The organism is Bradyrhizobium sp. STM 3843 (assembly GCF_000239815.1).
In the GTDB taxonomy this organism is placed as follows: Bacteria; Pseudomonadota; Alphaproteobacteria; order Rhizobiales; family Xanthobacteraceae; genus Bradyrhizobium.
Map to the genome: position 1 here is coordinate 1 of NZ_CAFK01000053.1, position 16,069 is coordinate 16,069.

The following is a 16,069-nucleotide window of genomic DNA, read 5'->3' on the forward strand; positions in this document are numbered from 1 at the left end:
AATCATCAGGCACAACAAGCCTGCTGCAGGTCGGAAGCAACTATTTCATGGTATCAGCCGGCGCCAATAGCGGCCCCGAACTGATGTATCAGCGCAGTCCGGTCTTCTCCGGCGAATTCGGCGCGTGGACACCGATCGGCGCGGAAGCAGTGTCCGGTGGCGGGTACGATATTGCTTGGAAGAACACAACCTCGGGTCAGTACCTCATCTGGAGCGTCGACGGCAACGGCAACTACGTCAAGGATCTGCTTAGTGGCGCGTCGGCAACCAGCGCTGTCTTAGAGACTTACGAGACGATTTTTCACCAGGATCTCAACGGCGACGGTACGATCGGGCTCGCCGGCACAAGCATCGAATCCTCAGGCGCAATAAGTCTGCTGCAGGTTGGAAGCAACTACTTCATGGTACCGGCGGGCGGCAATAGCGGCCCCGAACTGATGTATCAGCGCAGTCCGGTCTTCTCCGGCGAATTTGGTGCGTGGGCGACGATCGCTGCGGAAGCCGTGTCCGGCGGTGGGTACGATATTGCTTGGAAGAACACCGCATCGGGTCAGTACCTCATCTGGGGCGTCGACGGCAACGGCAACTACGTCAAGGATCTGCTTAGCGGCGCGTCGGCAACCAACGCGGTCTTGGAGACTTACGAGACAATTTTCCATCAGGATCTGAATGGCGACGGCACTATCGGTCTCGCTGGTACGAATATCGAGACATCAGGTGCGACAGGCCTGCTGCAGGTCGGCAGTAACTACTTTATGGTGCCAGTCGGCGGCAATAGCGGCCCCGAATTGATGTATCAAGGTGCTCCAGTCTACTCCGGCGAATTCGGAGCCTGGGCAGCGATCGGCGCAGAAGCGCTGTCGGGCGGTTACGATGTTGCGTGGAAGAACAGCAGCACGGGCCAATACATCATCTGGAATGTCGATAGCAGCGGCAACTACGTTAAGGACCTGATCAACGGCGTATCGGCAAGCAGCGCCGCTGTCGCGTCCTATGAGCCTCTCTTCCAGCAGGATCTCAATGGTGATGGAGTCATTACCATTCCGGCTGGGCAAACGATGGAGCTGACCGGAAGCTTCTCGGGGCAGATTGTGTTCGGCGGGTCTACCGGCACGCTCATCGTCGACCACTCCGCGACGTTTACGGGGACGATTGGCGGTCAGCTCGCAATCGGTGATGTGATCGACTTCAAGGATATCAGCGCAGGCAGCAGTGCCTCGCTTGCATATTCAGGTAATAATTCTCCCGGCACGCTGACGGTGAGTGACGGCGTCCACACCGCCAATGTAGATCTGCTGGGCAGCTACTCTCTGGCGAACTTCACTGCATCAAGCGACGGTCACGGAGGTACTTCTGTCGTCGATCCGCCGTTGGCGTCGCAGCAGACCAGCAGCCTGGATCAGCAGATAGCTCTGTTCTCCCAATATATGGCTTCGGACTTCTCGAGCACATCGTCCAGCATCGACAACAGCTCGATGTTCGGTTCGGATCATCTCCCCATGCCACCCCAGTTGGCAGTGTTCACGGCGCCCCAACAGCACGCCCCTGTCTGACGACGCCCTGCATCGGCTGGCTTTGAGCAGGCAGGAACCGGACCCTGCCAAAGCCTTCAGACTTTGTGGTTTTCGTACTATGAAGGCTGCTCAGTTCACGTTGCTCAGGGGCGTCAGGCAGTGAAAGTCCGCATTTTCCGGACCCTATTCGCGTTGCTTCTGCTGGTGCCGCTGGCCGCGGGCGCAAGCGCGGCAGAGCGTCGGTTGGCTCTCGTCATCGGCAATGCCGCTTACAAAGCCGGGCCGCTTGCCACTCCTGCCAATGATGCTGCTCTGGTCGCCGAAACTCTGCGATCCGTCGGCTTCGAAGTGACCGGAAGTCGCGATCTCGAAGCGGATCCTCTGCGGCGGGCCTTCGGGGACTTTCGTGAGAAGGTCAGAGGGGCGGGGCCTGGGACCGTCGTCCTGGTCTACTTTTCCGGCCTCGCGCTGCAGCTCGAGGGCGACAATTATTTGATTCCCGTCGATGCCGCTCCCGGCCAGGCATCAGACATTCGCCGCGACGCGCTTCAGCTATCCGGACTGCTTAGATCGCTCGTTGAAGCAGGACCGAAGGCGGCGTTCATTATCCTGGATGCGGCGCGAAGAAGTCCGTTTTCCATCTCTGATGGGCCACCGGCGGGCGGCTTCGCTTGGATAGAACCGGAAGCCAATTCGCTGGTCGCGCTCAATGCGGCGCCCGGCACGATCGCCCCTGACGACAAAGCTGGCTTTGGTGCGTACGCGATTGCCTTGACCGAGATGATTCGTCAGGGAGGACTGGAGCCGGAAGATCTGTTTGCCCGCGTGAGATTGAGGGTCACCGAAGCGACCAACGGCAGCCAAGTGCCTTGGCATGTGTCGAGGCTACAGGATTCGTTCGTGTTTGCGGAACGTCCTTCTGACGCACAGCTGCGGACTGATCGGCCCGAACTGACCCGTTCGTTCCGAACCCGACCTATGCGCGCACTCTCGCCAGGCGATGCCTATCTAACCGCGCTTATGCGCGACACTTTTGATGGCTATTCCGAGTTTCTCGCCGAATATTGGAAAGATCCGATGACAAGGCGCGTCCGCGCGCTCCTTTCCGCGCGACGCGAGATCCTCACTTGGCGCTGTAGCATCCGGGAGAATACGCCGAACGCGTATTGGATGTATTTGGAGAGGTATCCACACGGTCCGCACGGGCCTGATGCTCGGCGGATCCTGGCGCGTGCAGGAGCTGGCCCTACAGCGCCTTCGAAGTTCGCCACAACGGGGTGTGACATTCCAGCTCCGCTGCCGGACGAAGTTGAGTATGTCGAACGGGCCCCGCTGAGCTTCGGCGATCCGGCCTTTGCCTTTGAGCCTCTAGGGCCATTACCGGATTATTTTCTAAGTGCCTCAGCTTCGGAGCTGCGCCGGCTGTCCGCACCGGCTGCTCCAATCGGGAGCCATGATCTGCCCGTCGTGGCACCAGCATCGATTTCGAGCTTGACTCTACCTGCTGTCGCGACGCCGCTGCGTTCGAAAAAGGTTGAGCAGCCGCGCACGCCGCAATCGACCGCGACTGACGTGGGATATTTGACAAGCGCCGTACCGCTTGCCAGCCAGCCTGTGCCATTGGACTCGTCCGGCAGAACGGCTGCCAGCATCGGTAATGCCGTGGGAGAGCTCGCAGACCCAACGGCGGCGCCCGGCCCGTGGACCGGCGGCGGGCTGCGTTACCAATCGCTAACGCCATCCGCAGATACGTTGGGCGCCGCCGCGCCACAGGGGTTGCAGCAAACAACCTCGCAATCGGCGCCGTCGCTGCTCAACGGGGGTCCCGCCTGGAATCGTCCGGCAGGGCAAACACTGGGCGCAAGCGTCAACGAACAGACATTGGCACCGGCTGCGCCAAACCAGATGCGCTCTCCTGGAATCAATCCGCTGCCAAATCCGCGAGCCAGCAAACGCGGAGTTGCTGCAGTTCGTCCGACGACGCGGAACGCGGATGGCGGCGCCTCCGCAGCAGGAGCGGTTGGTGATGTCGCGCCGTCCGCCGGTGCCAAGCCGCCTTCCACCCAACCGCTCGCTTCCAGGGCTGGCGTGAAGCCGATGAACCGGACGGGGCCACTCCCCGCCAGGACGGGTGTATCACCGTCCGTCAACAGTGGTGCGGTTGCCGCCGATGGTGTTTCGACCGGACGGCCCGTTACCCGGATGAGCAAAACAAAGGGAGCGCCAGCGAAGAAACTTACGCCGGAGGCTCCTTCAGAAACGGAGCCAGCTCCCGAAAAGCCCGATTCTTTACCGCCGTCGGATTAGTGTTGCTGTGTCAAAACCGACGTTGTTCCAGGGCGGCCGTCAGGGCTGAACCCTGAAACTCAATATTCTCAGGCGCGCAATTGCGCGCCCTAGTTCGATGCTGTCGCAGCGCCCCGGAATGACTGCGAAATGGGCCGTGTCTTGCGGTCTTGGCGCTGTAGGATTGGATCAGTCCAACGTTGATCTTCCGGCGAACTCGGTATGCTCCCGCGACGTCTGTAAGGATTGCGCACAGCCGCGGTCCGTCCTTCGATCATCGCTCGCGGAAGCTTTCCTGCCGATATTTCATCACCGGCGACAAGAGATAGCCGATGATCCTTCGGGATCCGGTCTTGATCTCTGCCGTAATGGCCATGCCCGGCGAAAGGCGCACTGTTCGGTCCTCGACCTGGATCTCCTGGCTGCTCACGGAAATTCGTGCCGCATAGGTCAGCTGCTGCCCGGAAGGTTCGCTCGTTGCCTCGGGGGAGCCTGCAACCTTGTCATTTTGCTTGTCGGTCGTTTCTCTCGCGATGGAATCGGACGAAATGGTGCGCACCTTCCCGTGAAGCAGCCCGTAACGGGTGAAATCGAACGTATCGACCTTGATCTCGACGTCGTCACCGACGTGTACAAATCCGATATCGCGGTTGCTCACCATGGCCTCGATCTCCAGCGGACTGTCGCTGGGGACGATCACCATCAGAGTCTGGGCTGGGGTTACCACGCCTCCCAGCGTATGCACTGCCAGCTGTTGCACGACGCCCGAAACGGGAGCGGTCAGCTCTTGAAGCTTTAAGCGCTGTTCGGCCTTTGATAGGTCGGCGGTGAGACCTCCAGCTTTCCGCTCGGCTTCAGCCAATTCCCCAAACAGAGTCCGTCGATATTCTCCGACGGTTTGTGCACGAGTCTCGATGATCGCTGCAATCGAAGCCTGGATCTCCTTCACATGGCTCTTCTGCACCATGCGTTCCTGCTGGCTCTCGGTCAGCTGCTGCAGCACCTCGTAGTATTGCAACCTGGAGCCATATTCGTTCAGCGATTTGCGGATATTGACCCGTTCTTCAATCGTCGGAATAACCGCGTTGAGTTTTTCGATCGTAGCGGAGATCGTCGCAAGCTCCGCCTCCTTCTGAGCCCGCTGGCCGTCGAGGGCCGCGATCTTGGAGCGGTGCTCGGAGATCTGGGCGATCAAGAACTGGCGCTGCATCGCGACCAGGGACGCCTCTGCTTCCTTGGGTGGTTGGAATGCGGATACGGGATCGTCGGTGTCGGTCAGGGCGGCGCGCAGACGGGCGATATCAAGCTGGGCCGCAAGCAGGTCGCTCTGCAAGTGACTGACTTCGCCCTGGATCATCGTCGGATCAAGCTCGACCAGAACGTCGCCCGCCTTGACGGTCTGCCCGTCGCTGACCCGTATCGCCCGCACGACCCCGGCCTCGAGCGGCTGGATCACCTTGCTGCGACCCGTCGGGATCACCTTGCCTGATGCGGTCGCCACAACGTCGACTTGACTAAAGCTCGCCCAGATCAGCGCCGTCACGAAAAGTGCAATCAACGTTGCTCCAATCGTCCTGCCTGTCGGCGAAGGCGGTGTCTCGACGATCTCCAACGCGGCCGGCAGAAAGGCGAACTCCTCCCGTTCCCGAGGCAGCACCTGGCGCGTCGGAAATGGGATGATCTTCAGCTCCGGTCTCATGAAAGCCCCGCCGACCGTAGAACGCGCGCGCCGATTGGTTCGCTCTGACAATGATGCCCCTCAATATGTGAATAATCGAATGTATCTTTCCGTCGAGTTTAGATGGACTTGCGGGCCATTTAATGGCCGCTGCCGATGACGGTCCCCAGTTGGAGTTCGTGTTTTCCAATCCAGAGGCCGAAAACGGTGGCGAAAAATCTGCCATTAAATTATAGCTAACGCATTATGAAGTATAAGCATACTGCGACTGGAGATCGTTGTCTGCAATTTCAGGAGAGGCGCTGTCGATGACGGCTGATCCGGAGTCTACAGGGCTAAGCGATCCGGGCCTTACAGCATTGGTGATGCTGTTGCGCTTTCACGGGGTTGGAGCTGATCCGTCGCAAATCCGCCATCATTGCGGAGCGGCCGAAATTGGCGTCTCCGACATGATCCGTTGCGCCAAGGAGTTCGGATTAAAATCGCGGGAGATGAAAACCAGCTGGGCGCGACTGGCAACGACGCCACTGCCGGCCATTGCGGTTTTGCGGGACGGCGACTTTCTGATTCTCGGAAAGTTCGGGCAAGACAAGATCATGGTGCAGTCGACGAAGACCCCCCGTCCTGCACTGATGGCGAAGGAAGAGCTGGAGCAGATCTGGACGGGGCGCGTTGTCTTGATGACCAAGCGCGCCGGCTTGATGGAGTTGTCCCGCCGCTTCGACATCACGTGGTTTCTGGATGCGATACACAAATACCGTCGGCATTTCGGAGAAGTGCTGCTCGCGTCTTTCTTTCTTCAGGTGTTCGCTCTCGTCTCGCCCCTGTTTTTTCAGGTCGTGATCGACAAGGTCCTGGTCCATCGGAGCGTAAGCACGCTCGATGTGTTGACGATCGGGCTGATTGGTATCGCAGTATTTGAGACTATTCTGTCCATTCTGCGGACTTATCTATTCTCCCATACGACGAACCGCATCGATGTCGAACTGGGCGCCCGGCTGTTTCAGCATCTGTTGGCACTGCCGATATCCTATTTCCAGACGCGTCGCGTCGGCGATTCGGTCGCGCGGGTACGCGAGTTGGAGAATATTCGAAATTTCCTGACCAGTTCGGCCTTGACGCTGGTCATCGATCTCCTTTTTACGCTGGTCTTCCTCGGCGTCATGTTTGCCTATTCGCCGCTCTTGACCGGTGTCGTACTTGCGGGGTTTCCGTTTTACATCGCGATTTCTGCGGGAGCGGCTCCAGGGTTCAGGCAGCTGCTGGACGAAAAGTTCAAGCGCGGTGCTGAAAACCAGGCCTTTCTGGTCGAGAGCATCGGTGGCGTCGAGACTCTCAAGGCGATGGCCATCGAGCCTCAGATGCAGCGCCGTTGGGAAGAGCAACTGGCCGGCTATGTGGCTTCCAGTTTCCGGGTCCTGCGACTGGGAAACACGGCAAGCAACAGCGTTCAATTCGTCAATAAGGTCGTGATGGCCGCCGTTTTGTACTTCGGGGCCAAGCAGGTGATTGCGGGAGGGTTGAGCGTCGGAGAACTCGTCGCCTTCAACATGCTGGCCGGCCGGGTCACCCAGCCAGTGCTCCGGCTCGCCCAGATCTGGCAGGACTTTCACCAGGCAAAGATCTCGGTGGAGCGGCTTGGCGACATCCTGAATACGGCTCCCGAGCCCAAGTTCAACCCGGCCCGTGCCGCGCTGCCGGCGATAAGAGGGGATATTACTTTCGACCACGTGTGGTTTCGGTATCGGATCGACGGCCCGGAGATATTGCGTGACGTCAGCTTCAGTGTTTCGGCCGGGCAGGTCATAGGCGTCGTTGGCGCATCTGGGTCCGGCAAGAGCACCGTCGCCAAGTTGATCCAACGGCTCTATGTTCCGGAGCGCGGCAGGGTTCTTATCGACGGCGTAGATCTCGCGATGGTCGATACCGCATGGCTGCGCCGGCAAATCGGCGCGGTGTTGCAGGAAAACGTTCTGTTCAATCGCTCGATCAGGGAGAACATCGCGCTTGCCGATCCGGCGATGCCGATCGAGCAGGTGGTCGAAGCCGCCAAGCTTGCGGGAGCTCACGACTTCATTCTCGAACTGCCGGAAGGGTATGACACCGTGGTCGGCGAGCGCGGCGCCAGCCTTTCAGGCGGGCAGCGTCAGCGCGTTGCCATTGCCCGGGCGCTGGTCACCAATCCTCGCATCTTGATCTTTGACGAGGCGACAAGTGCGCTCGACTACGAGAGCGAACGCATCATTCAGGACAATATGCAGCGCATTGCGCAGGGACGTACGGTCATTGTGATTGCTCACCGCTTATCGACCGTTCGGCGAAGCAACCGAATCATAACGATCGACCGCGGCAAGCTGGTTGAGGACGGGACGCATGAGGATCTGATCAGGCGCGGCGGGCGGTATGCGAGCTTGCACCGCGTTCAGTCCGACATTCATGAGGTCAAATAGGTCGGTTTCTTGCCGAAGAACAGCTTTGTGGGCCGCCGGCGACTTTCAATCGCATGGTTCCGGCGCCCGCATCGTCCCCCGGCGCGGAACCGAGCGATAGGAATTCGACCTGCTAAGGAAGATTTTCTCGGGGAGCAGCTGTCGGTTCTCAGGACCGCGGTCCGCGATTGGCTGCGACCGAGTGGCGGAGGATATGGCGGAATAGGACCTGGTTACGAGGCCAGTCCGGAGGCCTTATCGAGCTGAGTTCTGGGTCGATGTCGGATGGGCAGTGTAGGCCGGTAGCTTATTTGAGATCCACAACGCCCGGCAATGTGCGCACGCCAGTCCCACGAAGTAACCGATTTGAATGCTGACGGCTGCGACGATCACTATTGTGAGCAATGACCAGAAGCCGGTGGTTGCCGTCGTCATACCCGCGCTTCCCAGGCCGATGACGACCACGGGTGTGGCAGGCAGGATTGCCAGCACGGTGTATCGCTGCGCCAGCAACGCGCCGAGCAAAAGACAGAAAATGACGGCTGTCATTGTCATTGCTAGCATCTCCCTTGAAGCGGGCCTGTCCTAAGACAGAATTTTGCCCGCTCAAGAACAGGTTCCCACCGGCAAGTTAACAACCTTTGAAGTCAGCCGCCGCTCGAACGCGAGACTGGCCAATAGGGTGTGCCAACCGTTTCCACAGACGCCACCAACTTCTGACCAGATCGTACCCAATTCAGGTAATTACGTGGCAGCGCGAAAGATAGTCCGTTAGAATACCGTTAAGGTCGATTCCAACGCAACACAACTATTGCGCGAAATTGATCCCGTGATGCGAGATGGTGCGTCAGGGCTAGATCGCGAAAAAGAAAATGGGATCAAGAGGTTGGGCGCGCCAAACCTCAGCACGCCAATTCATTGGCCGATCGCCGGAGCGTAGGATTGCAAGTATGCGCTAGGTGCTCTGAGGGGGGCCGTTCTCTGGCTCACCCGCGCCGATCACAAAATCCTCAATTTTGTGGCCCGTGCGGAGGGCGGCCGTCAACCAACGGGGGCGTTTGCCTCGACCGGACCATGTCTCGGTTGGCTCATTCGGATTGCGGTATTTGGGCGAGACCTTCGAATATTTGCGTGCCTCGTGAGTCCCGTTCCCGCCTGGTGAAAGAGGAGCCTCGTCGGAATTAAGAAGGGACCAGTCCTTGTCACGGTGCAATTGAGCCAGCCGTTTTTCCAGCGCATGCTTCTCGGCGGTTAGCCTCGCTGCAAGAACTTCAATAACTGTTTCGTGAAGCTGCCATATCTCATCGACCGACATGGCATCGAGATTTAATTTTCTAACCATCCCGCAACTTTCGGTCGGTTCTTGGAATCGGAACAATAATAGCCCTATTTTATCCGATTTCTAGTAGAATGTCGCAATTGCTGCTACTTAGGTCAGTGAATTCCTCTGCTTAGCCGAGCTGCACATCTCGTCATTAGGCTTCGGCATGGGAAACATATTTAATTTGGTCGCGATAGCGAATTTGGCGGGCTGGCCCGTTCAAAAGTGGGCTCTAGCGATACGAAATCAATTGAACGACAGCTGCTGCTTCCCAACCGAGATAGGCGCAGCAATTGGGCGTCCCGCGCGACGGCAATCAAAAACAGAAAGTTTGGATTTCGATAACGACCCGGGCATTCCAGGTCCGAATGATGCATAGCAGGACGAGTATTCTGAAGCAGGCGCGGAGCCTGCACTGGTAACGATCAGAGCAGGGCAAAAGTGACGAGCGTTCCGTATGTATAGTTTCGCCCGCCGCATATGCGATTAATTGGCATATGGCTTGATAATACAGATGTAAACGGGAGGGCGATGAGCCTCTGTTCCGACGATCACTGGAGTATTCCGAGATTAACTGTAGGGCGGCCGCCCGCTAGAGACCATTGCTTTGCGGTACGCTCCACATTAAAGTCTTAAAATAGGATTTATGTGGTCGGTTGTGTGCAGAGATTGCGAGTATTGGAGCTGGCGATGATTTTGGCGTTCCCATTCCAAAGAACCTTACTCGCCGCAATGACGGCCGGGGTGGTGCTCCTCCAAGCCAGCGCCCCAGTGGCGGCTGCGACTTATTCCGGTCAACTTCCCGACGGCTATTCGGATAATTTTTTTCAGATTGGCTCCGACACCTCAAGATTATCGATAAATATCAGCACGCTCGGAGTTCGCGACCCGTCAATCTGTGCCACCTGCTATAGTTCCTATACTGACAATTTTGTAGTCAAGTTTTACGATAGTACCGGCCAGATCCTGAAATCCTACAACGAACTAAATTATCTCTCCTATAATATGTACACGAGCTCGCACGGAATCGGTGCTGGACCAGTGTTCGTTCCCGCTCCGAGCGGAGCGGTTACGATGGAGATCGTGAGCCAACTTACGATCGCTGGTCTTCTGGGCACAGATGGCCTTCCACTTGGATTTGGAAATCTGAACATATTCTCAGATGGCTCGACCGTGGCCGCGACCCCGATTCCTTCGAGTATTTCACTGGTGGCATCGACTCTCGCCATAGCCGGCGTCTTTGCCTGGTATCAGCGGCGCAAGAAAGTCACCGCTTTGTCGGCCTTAGCGTAGGCAAGAGTATTCGAGGCATCCTCATTTTGCTGCGGTCGTAAGCAGAGTGGCATAAGACCCCGGCTGGCTGAGGCCTCAGTGGTGGATGCCGGCCTCGATCAGCTTCATTCTGTCCGTCGCTTCGGCGTCGTTTGCGGGGTCGTGACCGTCCGAGCTGACCACGCGGGTTGACGGATTTCGTCGGCCGCCTGGTGTACTTGCGGCACGTCTTGATCATCATCATCGCGTATCGCGGAACTTCTCCAGCTGACGCGTCCTGACGGTTAGGGGTGACAAAGAGGAATTGTTGGTGCAGGGGCACCCGGCAACAAGTTGTGGTTTATCCAACAAGCTCATGCTGCTGACGGTAGCTCATAACGAGCGAGCGGCAGCTCATCGTGGAATAGATGGATTGCGGGTCAGGACAAATCAATTCAAGACCCGCCGTTTTCCAGTCAAACAAATTCTGCGTCGTTCCTGAAAGACATCGAGCGCGGGGTCAAATCCTGCCCTCTCGGTGGGAGAGTCGACACCTCGGCGAACTTCACAGGACTTCGCTCCGGCGCGCCGCTCAGGCATTCGGCCGAAAGTCCACTTCAATAGGCGTTCCGTTTCCGCAAGACCTCGAACACGGTCTTGATGAGAATAAACAGGTCGAGCCAAATGCTCCAATTATTGATGTACCAAAGGTCGAGCTTCACGCGCTTTGCGATATGTTGGACCGTCGGCGTTTCGCCCCTTGCGCCGTTGCATTGAGCCCAGCCGGTGATGCCCGGCTTGACGTGGTGCCTGACAGCATAATCACTCAGGACAGTTTCGAAGTAACTATCGTGCGCAAGAGCATGGGGTCTCGGTCCCACCAGCGACATGTCGCCTTTGACCACGTTGAAGAGTTGCGGCAACTCATCGATGCTAGCTGCTCTAAGCAGTCGCCCGACGCCCGTCACCCTCATATCGTTGCGAGTTGCCTGAACGACGTGCGAGCCGTTTTCCTGCACGGTCATTGTGCGGAATTTGTAAATAACAAACTCCTTGCCGTTAAATCCCCGCCGCAGCTGTCGAAAGATCACGGGCCCGGGACTTCCGAGCTTGATAGCCGCCGCCGCGAGAAACATGATCGGCAGGAAAAACACGATCGCGAGAGAGGAAAATACGACGTCCATCCCGCGCTTCACGAGGCGCTGCCATTCTGACAGCGGAGCCCTCTGAATCTCGACGACGAGAGCTCCTCGCTGCGCGGACGAGGTAAGGCTGGTCAACGATCGGATTCGCAGATCCGGCAGCAACTGAGATGCAACCGGAAGCAATTTCATCTGGTTCTTGACCAGCTCTATGCGATCAATGTCGTTCCACGGCAGCGCGATGAGAACCTGCCGGCAGTTATGTTTCCGCACGAATTGAGATGCGGCACTGATGACCTGCGTATCCAGCAGGGACCGCTCCGAGATATCCCGTTCGACCCCCAGAATAAATCGATTTACCTCGGTAGCGCCGCAGAGAACCAGTAAATCGGCCGGGGTCAAAGCAGCCATTTCGGCGAAATCGCCGATCAAGACAGTGTCGCGCCCACCTATCGCGCCTCGTTCAACGGCACGTGCGATCGCCTCTTTTGCAGCCTTCCGGCTCAGAAGCAGCCCAACGGCTGCGAGAGAGCCGAAGATAATAAAAGCACCGCGTGAGTAAACGACGCTGATTTTCAGAAGAAACGCAATGAACGCAAGGAGCAGGCCGGTGCTAAACCAGCAAACAAGTATTTCCTTGAGCTCAACTCTCGGCTTGGCAATTTCCTGAAAATCATAATGGCCGCTTCCATGCATTCTAAGAACGTACAATATGCTGGCGAGCAACCCGACGCCGCTTTCAAGCACATATTCGGAACCGGAGTTTCCGGCCAGAAATTGATAGCCCACGCCGCCAATGAGAGCCGATACGAAAATGACGGTCGCGTCGCAGCTTAGTAGTCCATAAGATACAAGGCCGGATGAGAGCGCCTTCGAGTTCGGGCTAACCGAATATGCATAGTGCGCAGTCTGTTCATTAACATCAGATTTAATCGACATAGCCGCCGCCACCGCCTATTTAATTTCGATCCAGCGAGAAATTGAGTTCAAATCGTCGATTTAAATATCCGTTAACTAAAACAATATACGATGGCGATTTGTGTGGCGCAATATCAATTTTTAAGGCGATGATGCCTGAAGCTTGACCTTTGGTACGGTATCGGCCCTTGCAAGCTCTAAAATACCGCGAGGTCATTTTTGACGCCGGGATCGGCGGCAAGCCGTTGAATCCAGGATGACAAGATAAGGCTGGGTTAAAGCCTGGACGCGAGTGTGGATCTCTATCCGGCCCAAGCCACGCAGTTTAATCGGTCTTCTTTTCAGAATTGTGGACCGCGGAAAAACTCCAAAAAACCTTGGCCTCCTTTCGTTGTTGCAACTCGGGCGGCGCCGCCTCGATCGGAAGGTTTGTCTCGCGCTCGGGTCAATGTTGGCCTTCATCCGGCGTGCGTGGGCAAGTGATGCCCTCGCCACGGTGAGCCGCGCCATGAACCCGTTTGGTTAACCCGTTGTGGTTAACCCGTTGGGTTTTCCTGGCGACATTTTATTCATCGGATGGCGGCGAATCGATGTCTCGGGGGAGCGGAGCAGCTTTGCAGGGGCGAGGGCAGGCGCTTGCTCGGGCAACTCGCATGAGCCGCGGGCTGGAAATCTCGCCGGAGATGGCCCTGTTGTGCGCATGACACCAAGACGGTTTAGACGTCATACATCCCGAATGGCCAGCGTGTCCCATAATAAAACATCTAGAACGGCCCGTGCGGGCGAAAGGCCGATCGGGTCGTGTCAATAGGAGCTTGGTTGCAACAAAATGATGCAATAGCAGTTGGCACGCCCGATGCAGGAATGCGACAGTTTTTAGGAGATGCCAAAAAATGGAAAACCGGCGCTCGCTGCAGATAAGACTGGCCCACCAGAGTGACGAACTTAAGGTCCTGGAGCAGGATAAGGCTCCGGACTTGGCCGCCCAGTTTCTCGAGATCAAGCGGCTGCGCCGCGAGTTGCGGATCGCTCAATGTGGTCGCATTGCGCTCACCGCAGGACATGAGCCTCTCTCTCCCAACATGGGCTCATCTAGACGACGCAGCCTGGCGATGAAGTCATGACCTACATGGCCATCAAGGGGCCAGCCGAGGCAGGGCCTCGAGGTCGCGCATGGCGAACGAGCCGGGATATCAATCCCGCTCACCTGACACCGCGGGCAGTAAAATGCCCACAGAACAATGAACGGCCCAGGCATCGGTGGATGCCCAGGTTCATCTCCCTGTGATTTAAGCTGGCCGCGGCCCTGCTCTTCAGCTTTGCCGCTTGCGAGCAACTCACCTTGCCTCACGACATCAGCATTCGGTGCCCGCGAGCAACGAGGATCAGCTTGCCGGTGCCGATGGGCCGGTTGCTTCGACCAGCAGCGGTGCGGTTGGAAGCTCGACTATAAGACAGCCGAGACCGCCACCCGAGATGGTTCAATCTATCCTCGACCGCGAAAAATGGACTGGGCTGCACGCAATTACGTTTCGCCAATGCCGGCCCACTGGCACTGCCTTGCGGCAGCACCCCCCACGGCAGGCATAATATCCGTAAGGCGCGAAGAGCGGATTGGGCGGGTATGCTCCATCATAATAAGGATAATCGCCCGAATAGACGGGAAGGGTCCCCAAGAAGCCCGGGCCCAGGTCAACGGCGGCGGACTGTGAAAGGGGAATGACCGAAAGGCCGAGGACAAGCGCAACAGCGGAAAGGAGTTTCATGAAGACATTCCTGTCAGAATACGGCCGGCCGCAGGACGCTTCCGCACTTGCCCCGGCAACTGCTGAATCAGGCTCGCACTATATCGTTTGCCGCGATCAGCGCTAGCCGTTGTCGGACCCAAGGATGTCTTGGACATTCTGATGCAAGCACCCTATGCGATCTCGCGGCTGCTCCTGGCCCACCTGATCCGTGCTTCGCGATGCTGGGATGTTGGCTGCATTATATTACCTTTTTCGCATTAAATCTTCCCTTACAGCCGGTCCTTTGGCTCCCGCCGATCGGGCAACGCGTCAAATCTGGATGTTGGCGTGTTCGATGTGCAGCTTCCTGCCAGTGCTGGGCAAACGATCTGCGTCGTTAGGTAGTCACGGCCGAAAACAGCCCTCGGCGAGAGCAGATCTGTGTCGATCGTACGGGCGTCGTCTACTGGTTAACTAGCCTTCAGGCCGCCTCTCTGTGTTAGAAGTCGACGCCCGCAGATGTCGATGGATTCGCCAGGCGAAACCAGAAGCGTGTGCGCCGGGGCGGTGATAGTGAAGCAGTTCATAATGCGCCTGATAATGCGTGTGCTATTAAATGTGAGGATCATGGAGCTTCTGTCTCCGCGAGACCTCGGCCGCCGCAAACAAAAAAACGGATAGAGATCGGATGCCAAAGTTATTGACGAATCAACAGCTCGCCCAATGCTTTCGTGAATTGATTCAATTGCGGGCCGCGGTACGTGAGGCCGAGCGTGATATCGAACAAATGGCCAAGGACGAGATCAGGAATGCGTCGAATTTGGTCGCCCGAGGAATGGGGCTTCCGGTCGTCCTGCACTAGATCTTCTGCCTGAAATCTGGCGCGTCGTGCTGCTGCAAGCTTGGCAACGGGCCGAAGCCTCGACGCTCCTTCCCAGTTTGCGTGTTCGGAAGACGACCAGTTGTCAAGATCGTATTTGCTGGGGCCGGAGTTCTACCTCGGCCAGACTTGCGGGTGATGGCCGGCCCAAGACAGATCTACGCTCGCTCAGGCGGGTTCATGATCTGAGATTTTGCATTGTTCAGTCGAATGACGCTGGTGCGTCAGTTTTCCTGACTTATCTCGATGGCTCAGGTCGAGTCGCCCGGAAGATCATTCTTTTCGTTGCTGCCGACCTGTTTATCACTTTGATGGTCGGAGCCGGGGGATGCATCGCCGACCGTCAACCCGACAATTTGAATTGGCGTCGACCGCGCTTGAAGCTCGCCTTCCAAAGCGGCCGTCCCGATTGTCTGCTGAGGGCGCGCTCCCGACACACGAACGGCTAGCACCTCGACTGGCTTACGAGTCGGGGATGCTTCATGCTGGTCTTTCGCGACGTGCGGGCTGGTGGTCGAGGCGGACACCTCCAAGCCGACAAGCTTTACTTCATTTTGAGGAGGAGAATCTTGAACAGGAGGCTGAGTGATATTTGGAACAGGGACCGCCTCGGCCAGTCCCTCCAGGCGTTTCAAGCCTACTTCCAGCAACCCGATCTCTTCCGTTAACTCCTCGAGCAGCGGAAGATGTCGATCGGCGTTGGAGATCGATTTCAGATCGCTGGTCAGTTTTCGCCGATGCGCCAGCGAGTCCTGAATGGCCTTGCTGTTTCCATTCCTAACGTAGAAGTCGACAATTGTTTGGAATGCGCTTGCCATATGCGGCTCTTAGAAGAAATGTTTAGGCAAAAACGGATTAAGTTCGATGATCATTAAATAGGGATATAAAGAGTAACGCGTCAAGCTCAATGCCGGCGGGATCCC

The 16,069-nt window shown here is 57.3% G+C and carries 10 protein-coding genes and 1 pseudogene; 6 read left to right on the forward strand and 5 right to left on the reverse strand.

What is annotated here, in order from left to right; genetic code table 11:
* Together BRAS3843_RS07615 and BRAS3843_RS39470 are read left to right on the forward strand one after the other, a co-directional pair.
* Positions 1-1,553 (forward strand): annotated as a pseudogene (locus BRAS3843_RS07615) (hypothetical protein); the annotation flags it as partial.
* Positions 1,554-1,673: 120 nt separating this feature from the next.
* Positions 1,674-3,821 carry a caspase family protein gene (locus BRAS3843_RS39470; RefSeq protein ID WP_008968217.1) on the forward strand — a complete coding sequence of 716 codons (2,148 nt, stop codon included), beginning with the start codon at positions 1,674-1,676 and terminating at the stop codon, positions 3,819-3,821.
* A gap of 253 nt (positions 3,822-4,074) precedes the next feature.
* On the opposite strand, the gene BRAS3843_RS07625 is transcribed toward BRAS3843_RS39470, so the two are convergent.
* Entirely contained in the window at positions 4,075-5,499 is a 1,425-nt protein-coding gene (locus tag BRAS3843_RS07625) for an HlyD family type I secretion periplasmic adaptor subunit (RefSeq protein ID WP_008968218.1), read from the reverse strand.
* Between the two features lie 287 nt (positions 5,500-5,786).
* On the opposite strand from BRAS3843_RS07625, the gene BRAS3843_RS07630 reads away from it, so the two are divergent.
* Positions 5,787-7,928 (forward strand): type I secretion system permease/ATPase, encoded by a 2,142-nt coding sequence (locus BRAS3843_RS07630; protein WP_035981073.1) that lies wholly within the window; start codon positions 5,787-5,789, stop codon positions 7,926-7,928.
* Between the two features lie 234 nt (positions 7,929-8,162).
* On the opposite strand, the gene BRAS3843_RS40585 is transcribed toward BRAS3843_RS07630, so the two are convergent.
* On the reverse strand, positions 8,163-8,462 hold the full coding sequence (locus BRAS3843_RS40585) for a hypothetical protein (RefSeq protein ID WP_008968221.1): 300 nt from the start codon (positions 8,460-8,462) through the stop codon (positions 8,163-8,165).
* A gap of 400 nt (positions 8,463-8,862) precedes the next feature.
* Positions 8,863-9,249: an H-NS histone family protein gene (locus BRAS3843_RS39475; RefSeq protein WP_083841338.1), complete on the reverse strand. Its 387-nt coding sequence runs from the start codon at positions 9,247-9,249 to the stop codon at positions 8,863-8,865.
* A gap of 669 nt (positions 9,250-9,918) precedes the next feature.
* Here BRAS3843_RS39475 and BRAS3843_RS07640 point away from each other — a divergent pair.
* Positions 9,919-10,521 carry a hypothetical protein gene (locus BRAS3843_RS07640; RefSeq protein ID WP_008968223.1) on the forward strand — a complete coding sequence of 201 codons (603 nt, stop codon included), beginning with the start codon at positions 9,919-9,921 and terminating at the stop codon, positions 10,519-10,521.
* A gap of 575 nt (positions 10,522-11,096) precedes the next feature.
* Here the strand turns inward: BRAS3843_RS07640 and BRAS3843_RS07645 are convergent.
* Entirely contained in the window at positions 11,097-12,560 is a 1,464-nt protein-coding gene (locus tag BRAS3843_RS07645; protein WP_083841339.1) for an undecaprenyl-phosphate glucose phosphotransferase, read from the reverse strand.
* An 872-nt stretch (positions 12,561-13,432) separates the two neighbouring features.
* Here BRAS3843_RS07645 and BRAS3843_RS07650 point away from each other — a divergent pair.
* Positions 13,433-13,663, forward strand: coding sequence for a hypothetical protein (locus BRAS3843_RS07650; RefSeq protein ID WP_008968226.1), 231 nt, complete (start codon positions 13,433-13,435; stop codon positions 13,661-13,663).
* A gap of 1,291 nt (positions 13,664-14,954) precedes the next feature.
* The gene (locus BRAS3843_RS41375; RefSeq protein WP_008968228.1) at positions 14,955-15,128 is read left to right on the forward strand and encodes a hypothetical protein; all 174 of its coding nucleotides are present in this window, start codon (positions 14,955-14,957) and stop codon (positions 15,126-15,128) included.
* Between the two features lie 269 nt (positions 15,129-15,397).
* Here the strand turns inward: BRAS3843_RS41375 and BRAS3843_RS07655 are convergent, their stop codons facing one another.
* Positions 15,398-15,964, reverse strand: a complete 567-nt coding sequence (locus BRAS3843_RS07655; RefSeq protein WP_008968229.1) for a hypothetical protein — start codon at positions 15,962-15,964, stop codon at positions 15,398-15,400.
* Positions 15,965-16,069 lie beyond the last annotated feature (105 nt).

What these genes read in the sequence shown, in the direction of transcription:
- BRAS3843_RS07625 (WP_008968218.1), bottom strand. Translation starts at nt 5,499, where the DNA reads ATGAGACCGGAGCTGAAGATCATCCCATTTCCGACGCGCCAGGTGCTG.
- BRAS3843_RS07630 (WP_035981073.1), top strand. Translation starts at nt 5,787, where the DNA reads ATGACGGCTGATCCGGAGTCTACAGGGCTAAGCGATCCGGGCCTTACA.
- BRAS3843_RS40585 (WP_008968221.1), bottom strand. Translation starts at nt 8,462, where the DNA reads ATGACAATGACAGCCGTCATTTTCTGTCTTTTGCTCGGCGCGTTGCTG.
- BRAS3843_RS39475 (WP_083841338.1), bottom strand. Translation starts at nt 9,249, where the DNA reads ATGGTTAGAAAATTAAATCTCGATGCCATGTCGGTCGATGAGATATGG.
- BRAS3843_RS07640 (WP_008968223.1), top strand. Translation starts at nt 9,919, where the DNA reads ATGATTTTGGCGTTCCCATTCCAAAGAACCTTACTCGCCGCAATGACG.
- BRAS3843_RS07645 (WP_083841339.1), bottom strand. Translation starts at nt 12,560, where the DNA reads ATGTCGATTAAATCTGATGTTAATGAACAGACTGCGCACTATGCATAT.
- BRAS3843_RS07650 (WP_008968226.1), top strand. Translation starts at nt 13,433, where the DNA reads ATGGAAAACCGGCGCTCGCTGCAGATAAGACTGGCCCACCAGAGTGAC.
- BRAS3843_RS41375 (WP_008968228.1), top strand. Translation starts at nt 14,955, where the DNA reads ATGCCAAAGTTATTGACGAATCAACAGCTCGCCCAATGCTTTCGTGAA.
- BRAS3843_RS07655 (WP_008968229.1), bottom strand. Translation starts at nt 15,964, where the DNA reads ATGGCAAGCGCATTCCAAACAATTGTCGACTTCTACGTTAGGAATGGA.